This window comes from Haladaptatus litoreus (assembly GCF_900156425.1).
GTDB classification, from domain to species: Archaea; Halobacteriota; Halobacteria; order Halobacteriales; family Haladaptataceae; genus Haladaptatus; species Haladaptatus litoreus.
The window spans coordinates 423,531-436,962 of record NZ_FTNO01000001.1; the positions used below are offsets into that span (position 1 = coordinate 423,531).

The window sequence follows — 13,432 nt, forward strand, 5'->3', positions numbered from 1 at the left end:
ATGTCCACTTGGAAACTGGATGGAGCGCACCCATCTCCGCCTAGGGAGTCACGACAAAAGATACTGGGCGAAACCAGTTGAGGCCACATGTTTCCCACGAAACACGCTTAAGTACTACTCAACATTTATATTTATTCGTTTACTATTCAACTGAACGAAACGACCCCGCGATGAGGTTTGCGTAGCCGCGCCGTAACCGACCGCCGACCGCCTGCGGCGAGATTTTCAGTTTGTCGGCCAACTCTTCCAGCGTGATGTTTCGCGGGCGCTCGAAATAACCTTCCTCGTAGGCGGTGACGAGCGTTTCCTGCTGTGCAGGTGTGAGCGTTCCCAACTGCTGGGCCGTCATCTCCTGCAAGGAGTAGACGCGATGAACCTCCACGGTTATGCCCTCCTGCTGGCAGAAAGATTGAAATTCGGACATCTGCTCTTGTGCCGGGAATCGAAGGTGGAACGTCCAACCATCCGCCGTGCCGTTTGCCTCCATTACCATCACGTTGGCTTCTTCGATTCCTCGCACGAACCCGGTAATCTCTTCGTTCCAAACCGCTCGGAACAACGTCCCATCCGAAAAGGAATCGAGCTTCGTGAGGTCTTGTATCGCTGGTTCGGCGCGCACCGCGGCCTCGAACTCCCCGACCGTATCTCCCCACGCCCAGAAGAAGGGAAACACGGCAGTCCCCGTCGGAACGATGCGCTCCAGTTCGATTTGCAACTGCGAATCGGATTGCAGTGCGCGACCGAGCGCGAACTCGTCGGCGGGTATCGAAATCTCCACGATGGTACTCATATAATTAGCGCCACATCCGGACACTTACGCGGGAGTGCCTTGAAAGTTGTTGCCGCGGTAAAGTTATGATATATTATATGACGTTCGTCGCAGTCACCGCTTCGATGGCTGCGGCTTCGTTCATCCCGTTGCCGAGAATCGTGTATCTGTCGCGGATTTCGTGGGCCATGGTGAGTGCTTCGACGACCGTTTCGCCGTCGATTCCGAGGTCGTCTGCAGTTGTCGGCGCGCCGATAGTCGCCAGCGCGTCTCTGATTCCCTGCCAATTTCCGCCGTGGAGGTATTCGGTGATGATGGAACCGACGCCGACCTGATGACCGTGGAGGGCCGCCCCCGGAACGATGCGGTCGAGTTGGTGCGAAAAGAGATGCTCCGCGCCACTGGCCGGGCGCGACGACCCGGCGATACTCATCGCCACGCCGGAGGAAACCAGTGCTTTGGTGACGACCCACGCCGATTCCTCCAAGCCGGGTTTGATGGACTCCGCGTTGTCCACTAGCATCTCCGCGGTCATCTCCGCCAGCGCGGCCGAGTAGCCCGAATATTCGACGTTCTGGAGGCGGTTAGCCAGCCGCCAATCCTTGACCGCCGTATAGTTGCTGATGATGTCCGCACACCCCGCCGTCGTGAGTTGCCACGGCGCGTCCGCGAGGATTTCCGTGTCCGCAACGACTGCCAGTGGTGGTTCCGCGGCCACGCTGTGTCGAGTGTCCTTCTCGGGAACCGACCCTCGCCCGCTGACGATGCCGTCGTGACTCGCCGCCGTTGGAATCGAGACGAAGCCACGCTTGATTTCGTCGCTCGCCATTTTGGCGATGTCGATGGCTTTGCCGCCGCCGACGCCAACGAGGTAGCCCGCATCGACTTCGCGCGCGATTTCGATGACGTGCTGGACGGAGGCGAAACTCGCCTCCTCGATGACCACCGTTTCGACGGCGATTCCTTCCTCCTCGAACTGCGCGACGACCCGTTTGCCCGCCACGTCGTTCGGCGTCGGACTCGTGACGATTAGCGGTACCCCGTGGAGGTGGAGTTCAGAAATGGCGTCCACCGTCTCGGAGAGGACGCCGTGGCCTACCACCACGTTCCGGGGCAGGCGAATCCACGTCGATTTATCGAACATACAACCCATTCGTGATGGGACTGTGAAACAGTTTACTCTCTCGTGGAACGTAGACGCGGATGCAGGAACGGACGTTTTTGGACGCATCTCAATCGCAACGGCGAAAGTCGGACTGCACACTCTCAAATCTTCGATGGATGTCGTCAGCAAATCACGACTCCAATCAAACCGCAACCGCCCCGCGCTCGCGGCTCCGCCGCTCGAAATCGAGGTCACGGTGTGACCTCGTCCGCCACACCCTCCCCAACCGACTCCTTCACTTCGTTCAGTCGTCCCTCGCGCAAACTCGGGCAGACCCTCGGCGGTTGCTCGCGGTTGCACCGCTCGCAGTCGCGGTTTCTGCGAAACCACGTTCTCCTCGGGTCTGCCGACGCACGCGCCACTGTGGTTTGTGACAATTCACGAACTACGATTTTGTCAGATGGCGCGCGAAGGCGAACCGACAGGTTCGCCCGCGCGAGGGACGCTTGCGCGAACGAAGTGAGTGCAAGCGTCGGTTGGGGAGGCGTGTGGGCGGATGCGGTTTCATTGGAATCGGCAGTTGCTAACGGCAAATCTATCCCAACTCGATTAGGACAAAGAATGAAAAATAACCAAAAAATCTGTTTTGAGCCAATCAAACCAAAATCACGTCTCGTCGCTTATATCGTATCCAGAACGCCCAGAACCTTCTCCTCGTTCTCACGACCGGGGTCGTACTCACTGCCATCCCGTTCACTCTCCAGATGTTCCGCAACCGTCCGTTCCATGGCCTCTTCCACGGGCGTCGATTCCCAGCCGAGGCGTGCGAGTTTGTTCGTATCGAGGATGTGCGGGTACTCCCGGTAGAGGATGTAGTCGTCCACCGAGAGGCCGCCGGTCGAGAGTTCGCGGTCGCTGGCGTGGACGAGTTCCACGTCGGTTTCGAAGGCGTCCGCGATACACCCCAGCATCTCGTCCATCGTGACGAGTTGCTCGTCGCCGACGTTGTACGACTCGCCCGGTTCGCCCTCCTCGGCCACGATTCGCAGGGCGCTGGCCACGTCCTCCACGTAGGCGCGGTGCCAGAGATTCTGGCCGTCGCCCGGCACGAGCAGTCGGTCGTAGTGGTTCACCCGGTCGAGCCAAAAATCGAGGCGCTCGGTGTAGTCGTGCGGGCCGTAGACGATGCAAGGCCGGAGACTCATCGCGTTCACGCCGCGTTCGGCGGCCTCGAAGATGGCGCGGTCGCCCTCCGCTTTCCGCGGGCCGTAGGAGTCATGGGAGTCGTCGGTGGCCTGCTCGGGCGTGCAGTCACACAGTTCGGTTTCATTTTCGCGCTTGGGGATGACTTCCTCGCCGTAGGCGCTTCCACTGGAGATGTAGACGTAGCCATCGACATCCGCGAAGATCTCCGTCGCCGCGCGAACCTCACGGGGTTTGTAGGCTACGCAGTCGATGACGATGTCCGGGGAAACTTCCGCCTTGGCCGCATCGAGCGCGGAATCGTTCGTTCGGTCGCCTTCGAAGTGGGTGACGCCCTCGGTGTCCGAGAAGGGGTTGTCGTGGTTGCCACGGTTGAAAATCGTCACGTCGTAGTCGTTGTCGAGCAAATCGTTCACGAGGTGGCGCCCGATGAATCGGGTGCCGCCGATGACGAGTGCGCTATCCATGCCGGGGAGGTTTCGAGTGGTGGCGCAAAACGCTACCGAAGGCGGTGAACTGTGGTTATCATCACGGATTCACCGACGAAGAAATTGCGCTGGCCGGTAGAATGTTTATCTCTCATGCCACAGTAGTCCAAGTATGCAGGTACGCGAAGCCAGAACGGAGGACATCGCCGGAATGCAAGACGTTGCCGAGCGATCGCTTTCAGCCTCCTACTCGCATTTTGTGGACGAAGAGGCAATCGAACACGCGGTTTCGGAGTGGTACTCCGACGAAACTCTCGAAACCGAGTTTCAGAGTCGCGGCATGCTGTTCCTCGTCGCGCTCGAAGGCGGCGACGTAGTCGGGTTCTCTCAGAGCGATATGCTCCCCGACGTGCCCGAGGGGAACATCCTCTGGTTGCACGTCCACCCAGACTACCGTGGAGAGGGCGTCGGAACGGCACTCTTCGGCAGAACGCAGGAGGAACTTAGGGAGAAAGGCGTCGAGTCCCAGATAGGGTTAGTGCTCGCCGACAACGAGGAAGGAAATCAGTTCTACGAAGACCACGGCTTTACGAAGGTTAGCGAACGCACCGCAGAAATCGGCGACCAGACGTACACCGAGAACGTGTACGCTGAAACCGAGCAAGTGGTACTGGAGCCTAGAGAGTACGAGGGGGAAACGCTATACATCAATCGCGCCGAGAGCAGTCGCGGGTCGAAAGCGCCGTTCTTCGCCGTTTTCACCGACGAAGACGCCGAAAACCGCTACGGCTACTTCTGTTCGAACTGCGAATCGTTCGACAACTCGATGGACAGCATGGAACGGATCCAGTGCAACGGCTGCGACAACAAGCGGAAGGCGGCGCGGTGGGACGCGGCGTATCTCTAAGCGCGGTTTCGTAGGAATCGCTCGATTCCGTCTCAACTTGGTTCAATCCCGACCGAATTGACGAGATTCGAGTCAATCCAGTAGTCATAGCAGTCGTCACCCCATGATTTCGACAGCCCCCCGCATGGATTGAGGATGGTAGAAACAGTAGTACTCGGTCATCCGTTCGTCGCCCGAAACGTCGTTCGAACGGCGGCCCCGGTTCGTTCGGCCTCCCGCGTTTCGACGAGGTCCTCACCGGCCTCGTCCGCGATAATGAGTTCGTGCTCTCGCCCGTCACGATTAATCCACACTAGTTCGTAGCGGTCGCCTGCTCGCATCTCAATAGTGGGATTTCTTTCACCGCGAATATCGGGGGGGTGAACGACCAAGCCAACCCTCTGTCTCACCACCGAGGACGATGAGATTTCGTCCGTCGTCACCCTGTTGCGCGCCAGCGGCGGCAGTCGTTCCGGTAAGACCAAAGAGTCCGATAGCACTCACAAAATCGCGTCGCGTTGGTCTGGTCATACTCGAACGAAGTAGACCGACGATGACTAAAACGACCACCTTCGTTCACCGATAGAACAGTCGTCTCAGCCGAGGGTAATGCCAGTTACTGCTCCGTGAAGACGGTCATCTTGGAAACAAATCGCCCCCGATACAAAATCGGTGATTAGTCGTCCGAAACGACTTCCACCCGCGACGACCCTCCGGGCGTCGGAACCGCACTGGGCGGTGTCGTTCGAACGTCTTCCTGCCCGGCCTCGATGGCCTGCTGGTAGGCGTCGGGCATGACCTTCACGAAGTTCTCTTTCGCAGACTCCCATTCTTCGAGCAATTCCCGCGCCGCCTCGCTGTCGGTCGCCGTGGCGTGATTTTCGACCAAGCGACGAAGCACTGCCTCGTCGCAGGCTTCCAGTTCGGTCGAAAGCGACACCGTGCCGCCGTTGACCCGGTTCGAAAGGTTGCTTCCCTCGTGCACGTAGGCCACGCCGCCCGTCATCCCGGCGGCGAAGTTCTCGCCGACATCGCCCAGCACCGCCACGACGCCGCCGGTCATGTACTCACAGCCATGGTCGCCGACGCCTTCGACGACGGCTTTCGCGCCGCTGTTGCGGACGCCGAATCGCTCGCCAGCGACGCCGTTGACGTAGGCTTCGCCCTCCGTCGCACCGTAGAGGGCGACGTTTCCGACGACGACGTTTTCGGCGTCGTATCCGGCATCGTCAGGGGTTTGCACGGCGATTCGACCGCCGGAAAGTCCCTTGCCCAGGTAGTCGTTCGCGGCCCCGGTCAGGAACAAATCGACGCCGGATTGAGCGAACGCGCCGAAACTCTGCCCAGCGGTTCCTTCGAATCTGCATGTAATCGTTCCGTCTGGCAGACCGGATTCGCCGTGAATCGCCGACACTCGGCCGGAGAGCATCGCGCCGACCGCCCGGTCTTGATTCGAAATCGTACCTTCGATTTCGACCGAATCGTCGCCCTCGATTGCGGGTTGGGCGGCGGTCAACAGGATGTGGTCTATGTGGTCGTCCAGTTCGTGGTCTTGCTCTCGGGTCTTCGTTCGGTTGTCGTCGTCCTCGCCGCCATCGACCGGTTCGGCAAGCACGGAAGCAAGGTCGAGACGGCGGGCTTTCGGATGGGTCGTTTCGCGTTGCTGGAGCAGTTCGACGCGCCCGACCATCTCCCCGACTGTTCTCACGCCGAGTTCGGCCATGATTTCGCGCAGTTCCGCGGCGATGAACGTCATGTAGTTGATTACGTGGTCGGGTTCGCCAGGGAAGCGCGCGCGGAGGTCTTCGTCCTGCGTGGCGATGCCGACCGGGCAGGTGTTCTTGTGACACTGCCGGGCCATCACACAGCCACTGGTGACGAGACTGGCGGTTCCGAAGGAGAACTCCTCTGCACCCAGCAGGGCCGCGACGGCAACGTCGCGGCCCGTTTTCATCCCGCCATCGACGGTGACTTTGATGCGGGAGCGAAGGCCCGTCTGGCGAAGCATCTGGTTCGCCTCGGCCAGTCCGAGTTCCCACGGCAGTCCGGCGTTTTTGATTGACGTTCGCGGACTCGCGCCGGTTCCACCGGAGTGCCCGGAAATGTGAACCACGTCGGCATTCGCTTTGGCGACCCCTGCGGCAATCGTTCCGATTCCGGCTTCAGACACCAATTTCACGTTGATGTCCGACCCGCCGCTGGCCGTCTTCAGGTCGTAGATTAGCTGTTTCAAATCCTCGATGCTGTAGATGTCGTGCTGTGGTGGGGGCGAGATGAGGCCGACGCCGGGCGTGGCGTGGCGAACGTGCGCTATCGCTTCGTTCACCTTGCCGCCGGGGAGGTGGCCGCCCTCGCCGGGTTTCGACCCCTGTGCCATCTTTATTTGCAGTTCGTCGGCGGACTGGAGGTACCTGCTCGTCACGCCGAACCGACCGCTTGCGACCTGCTTGATTGAACATTCGCGTTCCGTGTCGAACCGCTCCGGCGGTTCGCCGCCTTCGCCTGTGTTCGACTTCCCGCCGATTCGGTTCATCGCAATCGCGTTGTTTTCGTGCGCTTCGGGGGACAGCGACCCGAGACTCATCGCGGCGGTCGAAAATCGCTCCACGATTTTCGAGACGGGTTCGACTTCCTCGATTGGAATCGACTCACGTTCATCTGTGTCGAAATCGAGCAAGCCGCGAAGCGTCTGGAGTCGTTCGCTCTGGTCGTTGATTTCGGTGGCGAATGTTTCGTACTCCGCTTCGTCCCCCTGCCTGACGGCGCGCTGAAGCGCGCCGACGCTCTTGGGATTCCACTGGTGGTGAATCCCGTTCGAGCGATGTTCGTACTCGCCTTGTCGGGTGAGTTTCGCGTCGTCGTCTCCTTCGAACGCCGTCTCGTGGCGTTCGAGCATGTCGGCCTCGATTTCCTCGATGCCGATTCCCTCGGTACGGTTTTCGGTTCCCGTGAAGTATTCGTCCACGACATCGCCGTTCAGGCCGACGGCTTCGAAAATCTGGGCACCGCGGTAGCTCTCGACAGTGGAGATTCCCATCTTCGCCATCGTCTTCAGCAGGCCGGTTTCCAGCGCGGAGACGTAAGCATCGATGGCTTCGGATTCGTCCGCACCTTCCGGCCCTGCCACCAACTCCGCGATAGTCTCGTAGGCGAGGTACGGGTTGACCGCGCCCGCGCCGTAGCCCACGAGCGTCGCGAGATGGTGAACCGTTCGTGGGTCGCCGGATTCGACCACGAGGCCGGTTCGGGTTCGCAGTCCCTCGCGGACGAGATGGTGGTGAACCCCGCCAGTCGCCAGCAGCGACGGAATCGGAACCCGGTTTTCGCCGGTTTCGCGGTCCGAGAGGACGACGATTTCCGCACCCGACTCGACCGCGCCTTCTGCTTCTGTACGCACGCGCTCGATGGCCGATTGGAGGTCGCCTTCGGAGTCGAACGTGATGTCAACTACTTCCGTTTCGAGGTCGGTTTCCGTCACCGCCGACAGTTCCGAATCGGTCAACACGGGCGAATCGAGAACGAGTTGCCGGGCGTGGCCCGGCGACTCCCCGAGGAGGTTTCGCTGGCGACCGAGTCGGGTTTCCAGACTCGTCACCAGTTCCTCGCGGATGTAATCTATCGGCGGATTCGTCACCTGCGCGAACAACTGCTTGAAGTACGAGAACAGCGGCCGGTCGAAATCGGACAGCACCGAAAGCGGCGTGTCGTCGCCCATCGACCCGACCGGGTCTTTCCCCTGTCGCGCCATCGGTTCGATGAGTTCGGTCAGTTCGTCGTCGGTGTATCCCCAGACCGCCTGTTGTGCGCGAAGCGGTGCGGTGGTGTCCTCCCCTAAATCGGCGGAAGCCGACTCCGTAGAGTCGGCTTCCGCGAAACCGGCGTCTGCCAGTCGGATTTGCTCTTTTTCGACCCACTCGCCGTACTTTTCGTCGGTCAGATCTTCGAAGACCTCCTCGTCGGAGACGACGCCGCCAGCCTCCGGGTCGGCGAGGAACAACTGTCCGGGTTGGAGTCTGCCGCGTTCGACGATTTTCGATTCTGGCGTGTCCAGCGCGCCCGCTTCGCTGGCCATGATGAGGCGGCCGTCTTCAGTCACGTCGTAGCGACACGGTCGCAGTCCGTTTCGGTCGAGCACCGCGCCGACGCGCTCCCCGTCGGTCGCGGCGACGAGCGCGGGGCCATCCCACGGTTCGACCAGCGAAGCATGGAAGTCGTACCACGCCTGTCGGTCACCCTCGGTTCTCGACCGCCATGCCTCGGGAACGAGCATTCTGAGGGCGTGTGGCAGGCTTCGGCCATCCTGCAGGAGTAGTTCGAGGACGTTGTCGAGGCTGGCCGTATCGCTCTGGTCGGCCCGAGTAACGGGCGTGATTTGTGAGATATCCCCCCCGAATCGCTCGCTTACGAGGTCGGTTTCGCGGGCGGCCATCCAGTTGACGTTGCCTTGGATGGTGTTGATTTCACCGTTGTGGATGGTTCTTCGGTACGGATGCGCGAGGTGCCACGCACCGAGCGTGTTGGTCGAGAATCGCGCGTGAACCATCGCGACGGACGATTTGAATCGGTCGTCGGAGAGGTCGGGGTAGTAGGCAGAAAGTTGTTCGCCTGTCAGCAGCCCCTTGTAGACGAGCGTTTTGCGGTCGAGCGAGCAGACGTAGAATCGTTCGCCGTCGTCGGTTTTCGGACTCCCGATTTCCCGTTCGAGAACGCGCCGAGCAACGTAGAGGGTACGGTCGAACGCCGCCTGCGATTCGTCGGTAGCCGGTTCCACGAAACACTGCACCACGGCGGGTTCCGAATCGAGCGCGGTTTTGCCGAGGTCGCCGTTGTCGGTGGGAACCGCACGCCAGTGGAACACGGACAGCCCTTCCGATTCGAGGACGGTTTCGACCTGTTCTTCGAGCGCGTGGCGCGCGTCGTCGTTTTGCGGCAGGAACAACTGGCCGACTGCGTAGGATTCGGGGAGTTCGCGGTCGAGTTCCGACGCGAAAAAATCGTCCGGTCGCTGGACGAGGATTCCGGCCCCGTCCCCGGTGTTCGGTTCCGCACCCGTCGTCCCGCGGTGTTCGAGGTTTGCGAGGAGCGAAAGCCCGTCGGAGACGGTTTCGTGGTCGGCACTGGCGTCGGCGTCGAGGTTCTGAACAACCCCGACACCACAGTTCGACCGTTGGTCGGTTGGGTCGGCGAGGTGCGTCGTCATATGCGACCGCATGGCAAAGACGCATAAGAGGGTTCCCCTGAAAGACTAAGGGTACATCATTGTCAATATATGGGCCTTATATTGTGGTCGAATAACGCATTCCTACGAGTATAATTCGATATTACTGACTCAAATAGAGTGCTATCCAACGTATATTCTCGAATCAACGAAAAATGCGAACGAACGGCCACTCTATATCGTTCGTTCCACGCACTGATAGCTGTCTTCGTTACTCGCCTTCGATGAGTTCCTGCAAATCGTCGTCGTCGTAATTTATCAACAGCCTCGATTCGTCCTTGAACGTCTCCAACACGACCTGCGTCGAGGAATGTTCGACTCCCTCGGTGTGGATGATGTTGTCGATGTACTCCTGTAGGTGGTCGTGGTCGCGCAGATGAGCGATTATGGTGAACGACTTGTCCCCCAACATGAAGTAAACGGTCTGGACGCCGGAAATGTCCCGAAGGTCGTCGCCGATTTCCTCGTATCCCGGTCCGTAATCGCTTCGGATCTGCGTTATCGCGGTGAGTTCGAGTCCGAGCTTTTTGGCGTCCAATTTCGAGACGGTTCCCGAAAGAATGCCTTGTTTTCGATACTTGTCGAGTCGGTAGTAGACGGTCGAGGTGCTGATTCCGAGTTCGTCGCTTACCTCGTCCACATCGATGTCACCCTCCCGGTCGAGCCAGCGAAGGATTTTGAAGTCCTTTTCGTCGAGATTGACGTCGGCCATATCTAACCAATCGTAGTCGGGTTTCTAAAACTTTGCTAAGAATTCGTGGCTTGGATAAATTTGGACTCTATAGATTTCAACATCTGTCGGAGCAACAGATTGTTCGAAACTGTCCCACAAATACGTTTGAAAATTATACACAGAATGGCTTATATCTTTATTTTTCAATTCTATCGGAAGCACTGGCGTCGGACGATTCGGACTCTCGTTCGACTATTCGTCAATCAAATGCTGAGTACGTTCCATGAGAACGTGATGCGTGTTCCGACAGTCCTCGTCACCGGGTGTCCGTTGCTGGTAGCTCCCGTCGGCGTTCATCTCCCAACACTTCCGGTTGTCGTCCCGCATCACGTCCAAAATCGTTCGAAGTTCCGACTGTAGTTCCGGACTGGTGACCGGAGCAACCGTTTCGACGCGCTCGTCCAAGTTACGCGTCATCCAATCTGCGGAGCCGATGAAATATCGTGGGTCGCCGTCGTTTTCGAAGTAGTAGATACGCGAATGTTCGAGAAACCGACCGACGATGCTGTAGACGGTCACGGTTTCGCTTATGCCCTCCAATCCGGGGCGAAGTCGGCAGATGTCGCGTATGATGAGGTCGACTTCGACGCCAGCCATCGACGCCCGGTACAGTTCTTCGACCATTTTCGGGTCTTCGAGCGCGTTCATCTTCGCGACGATTTTCGCGTCTCTTCCCTCGCGAGCGAGTTCCGCTTCCGTGCGAATCATTTCCGTGAACCGCTCGCGCATGTTTCCGGGCGCGATGAGGAGTTTTCGGTACTCCTCGTGGTGCGTGTGGCCGGTGAAGAAGTTGAACAGTTCGGTCAAATCCTGCCCGATTTCCCGATCTGCGGTGAGCAGGCCGAGGTCGGTGTACGTTTTCGCGGTTTCGGAGTGGTAGTTTCCGGTTGCGATGTGCGAGTACAGACGAACGCCGTCGTCCTCTTCGCGGACGACGAGTGCCGTCTTGCTGTGTGTTTTGTAGCCGATAGTTCCATAGGCGACGTGAATCCCCTCCTCTTCGAGGCGCTTGCCCCAATCCAAGTTGTTCTGCTCGTCGAATCGCGCTTTCAGTTCGACCATCACGGCGACCTGCTTGCCGTTTCGCGCCGCTTCGATGAGGCTCTGGACGACTTTCGAGTCGCTCGCGGTTCGGTAGAGCGAGAGCTTAATCGCCAGCACGTCCGGGTCGGTTGCGGCTTGGTCGAGGAACTGCTGGACGGTTCCGTCGAAGGAGTGGTAGGGAAGGTGGACGAGTGCGTCCTGTGAACGAATTTCCTCGAACATGTCGTGGTCTTCGGTCGATGTCAACCGCGGATGCGGTTGTGGCGTCCACGAATCGAGTTTCAACTCGGGGGAGTCCAACTTGACTAAATCCATGAAATCGCGGAAATCGAGCGGTGCCCGTCGCTCGAACACCTCCCGCTCCTCGATACCGAGTTGTTCAATCAGCAGGTTTCGAACCGTCTCGGGCATGTCCGCCTCGACTTCGAGGCGGACGACCGTGGCGAACCGACGCTCGCGAAGCACTTCCTCTATCATGTCGATGAGATCTTCTGCGACCTCCTCGTTTTTCCCGACTTCCGCGTTCCGGGTGACTCGGAACGTCGAACAATCGACTATCTCGGTGTTCGGAAAGAGCAAGTCGAGGTTTGCCGCGACGACGTCCTCCAGCAGAACGAAGGTCGAATCGTCTTCGACCTGTATCAGTCGTGGCCGATTGCCAGGAATCTTCACCCGCGAGAAAGTTGGCTCTTCGTCCTCGTTTTCCCGCGTCAACACCGCGAGCGACAGACTCAGGTTGGAAATGAACGGAAACGGATGGGCCGGGTCGAACGTGAGTGGCGTAAGCGTCGGCAAAATGGAACCTTGAAAGTATTCCCGTAGCTCCTGCTGTTCCGATGGAGAGCAGTCGTCGTACGAGACGATGTGAATACCAGCATCGGCGAGCGCATCGTGAATCACGTCGTGGTAACACGCCGACTGCTGGTCGAACATCTCGCGGGCGGTGTCGAGAATCGCGTCCCACTGTTCGGTCGGAGTTCTGCCGTCCGGCGTCCGCTCGGTCACGTTCGCGGCCATCTGCTGTTTCAGGCCCCCGACGCGCTTGCGGAAGAACTCGTCCATGTTCGTCGTGAAGATGGAGAGGAACTTTACGCGTTCCAACAGCGGATTTCGCTCGTCGAGTGCCTCGTGCAGCACCCGTTTTTGAAACTCCAGTTGGCTGAGTTCCCGGTTGAGATAGTACTCCGGGTCGGAGAGGTCAACCTCGGGTTTCGGCTTCGTTTCCTTCTCGTTGTCCGCAGTTCGCTTCTCGTTGTTCGCAGTTCGCTTCTCGTCGTCGCGTTCCTGTTGACTCTCGCTATGCTCGTCGTCTGTTGGCAAATCGTGCTCTGACATGGTTCCTTTGGAAGGGCGAACTCACGAGGAGTGGGGCGTCACGATGGAATCGTCGCTTCGTTCCTTTCCCGTGCCGAACGAGGGCTGAACCACGAACTCGTCCCGTCGATAGTCGTAGGCAGTCAACGCTCCGCCGTAGACACAGCCGGTGTCCAGACCGACTGCTGACTTCCGTTCGACGGGATGGTCGAGTACCGTGTGACCGAAGAACACCCGACGAGATTCGTCGTACTGCTCGAACCAGAACGGACGGTCGTAGCTTCCCTCCGGTTGCAGGGAGCGCGTCGTCTGGAGGTCGTCAACCGAGTGCTCTGATAGTGGTTTCCGGGGGTCAACACCGCCGTGAACGACGAGTGTGTTCTTCCACGAAATCGCAACCGGGAGGGACGCCACATACTCTCGTTCTGCTGGGCCGAAATCGCAAAGGACAGCGTCTCCGCGGAGCAATTTTTCTTCGTTGTTCCCTCGAACCGAGAGAAGGTTGTCATTGGCCTGCACCAGTTCGAGGACACCGAGGCTGTCCGGCCCTTTTCGAATCAGGTCGCCGACGAACACCACGAGGTCGTCGTCGCTCACGGCGAGCGTTTCGAGAAGCGATTCGAGTTCGGTCAAACAGCCGTGAACGTCGCCGACGACGTAGATGTCCTCCCACTCGTCAGCGTCGATGCGTCGGTGTGACACCCCATCGGCAAATGTCGGATTCGAATCCAT

At 59.1% G+C, this 13,432-nt stretch carries 12 protein-coding genes; 2 read left to right on the forward strand and 10 right to left on the reverse strand.

Features of this window, described 5'->3' with window-relative positions; translation table 11 throughout:
* Positions 1-142: 142 nt before the first annotated feature.
* Both BW974_RS02240 and BW974_RS02245 read right to left on the reverse strand, forming a co-directional pair.
* Positions 143-790, reverse strand: a complete 648-nt coding sequence (locus BW974_RS02240; RefSeq protein WP_076427604.1) for a helix-turn-helix domain-containing protein — start codon at positions 788-790, stop codon at positions 143-145.
* Positions 791-863: 73 nt separating this feature from the next.
* Positions 864-1,913, reverse strand: a complete 1,050-nt coding sequence (locus BW974_RS02245) for an NAD(P)-dependent glycerol-1-phosphate dehydrogenase (RefSeq protein ID WP_076427606.1) — start codon at positions 1,911-1,913, stop codon at positions 864-866.
* A 22-nt stretch (positions 1,914-1,935) separates the two neighbouring features.
* Here BW974_RS02245 and BW974_RS02250 point away from each other — a divergent pair, with 22 nt between their 5' ends.
* Positions 1,936-2,136, forward strand: a complete 201-nt coding sequence (locus tag BW974_RS02250) for a hypothetical protein (protein WP_076427607.1) — start codon at positions 1,936-1,938, stop codon at positions 2,134-2,136.
* On the opposite strand, the gene BW974_RS24525 is transcribed toward BW974_RS02250, so the two are convergent.
* Both BW974_RS24525 and BW974_RS02255 read right to left on the reverse strand, forming a co-directional pair.
* Positions 2,126-2,467 carry a hypothetical protein gene (locus BW974_RS24525; RefSeq protein ID WP_139328805.1) on the reverse strand — a complete coding sequence of 114 codons (342 nt, stop codon included), beginning with the start codon at positions 2,465-2,467 and terminating at the stop codon, positions 2,126-2,128. The genes BW974_RS02250 and BW974_RS24525 overlap by 11 nt on opposite strands.
* A gap of 87 nt (positions 2,468-2,554) precedes the next feature.
* Positions 2,555-3,544 (reverse strand): NAD-dependent epimerase/dehydratase family protein, encoded by a 990-nt coding sequence (locus tag BW974_RS02255; protein WP_076427609.1) that lies wholly within the window; start codon positions 3,542-3,544, stop codon positions 2,555-2,557.
* A 133-nt stretch (positions 3,545-3,677) separates the two neighbouring features.
* Here BW974_RS02255 and BW974_RS02260 point away from each other — a divergent pair, with 133 nt between their 5' ends.
* Positions 3,678-4,412 (forward strand): GNAT family N-acetyltransferase, encoded by a 735-nt coding sequence (locus BW974_RS02260; RefSeq protein WP_076427611.1) that lies wholly within the window; start codon positions 3,678-3,680, stop codon positions 4,410-4,412.
* 158 nt (positions 4,413-4,570) lie between these two features.
* On the opposite strand, the gene BW974_RS25300 is transcribed toward BW974_RS02260, so the two are convergent.
* From BW974_RS25300 to BW974_RS02280, 6 genes are all read right to left on the reverse strand, one after another.
* A complete protein-coding gene (locus tag BW974_RS25300; protein ID WP_175609610.1) occupies positions 4,571-4,732 on the reverse strand; it encodes a hypothetical protein in 162 nt (53 codons plus the stop codon).
* 19 nt (positions 4,733-4,751) lie between these two features.
* Positions 4,752-4,922 (reverse strand): hypothetical protein, encoded by a 171-nt coding sequence (locus tag BW974_RS25305; protein ID WP_175609611.1) that lies wholly within the window; start codon positions 4,920-4,922, stop codon positions 4,752-4,754.
* A 145-nt stretch (positions 4,923-5,067) separates the two neighbouring features.
* On the reverse strand, positions 5,068-9,591 hold the full coding sequence (gltB, locus tag BW974_RS02265) for a glutamate synthase large subunit (protein WP_245799876.1): 4,524 nt from the start codon (positions 9,589-9,591) through the stop codon (positions 5,068-5,070).
* A 229-nt stretch (positions 9,592-9,820) separates the two neighbouring features.
* Positions 9,821-10,321 (reverse strand): Lrp/AsnC family transcriptional regulator, encoded by a 501-nt coding sequence (locus BW974_RS02270; RefSeq protein WP_076427614.1) that lies wholly within the window; start codon positions 10,319-10,321, stop codon positions 9,821-9,823.
* A 213-nt stretch (positions 10,322-10,534) separates the two neighbouring features.
* On the reverse strand, positions 10,535-12,721 hold the full coding sequence (ppk1, locus tag BW974_RS02275; RefSeq protein WP_084186177.1) for a polyphosphate kinase 1: 2,187 nt from the start codon (positions 12,719-12,721) through the stop codon (positions 10,535-10,537).
* A 21-nt stretch (positions 12,722-12,742) separates the two neighbouring features.
* Positions 12,743-13,432, reverse strand: a complete 690-nt coding sequence (locus BW974_RS02280; protein WP_076427616.1) for a metallophosphoesterase family protein — start codon at positions 13,430-13,432, stop codon at positions 12,743-12,745.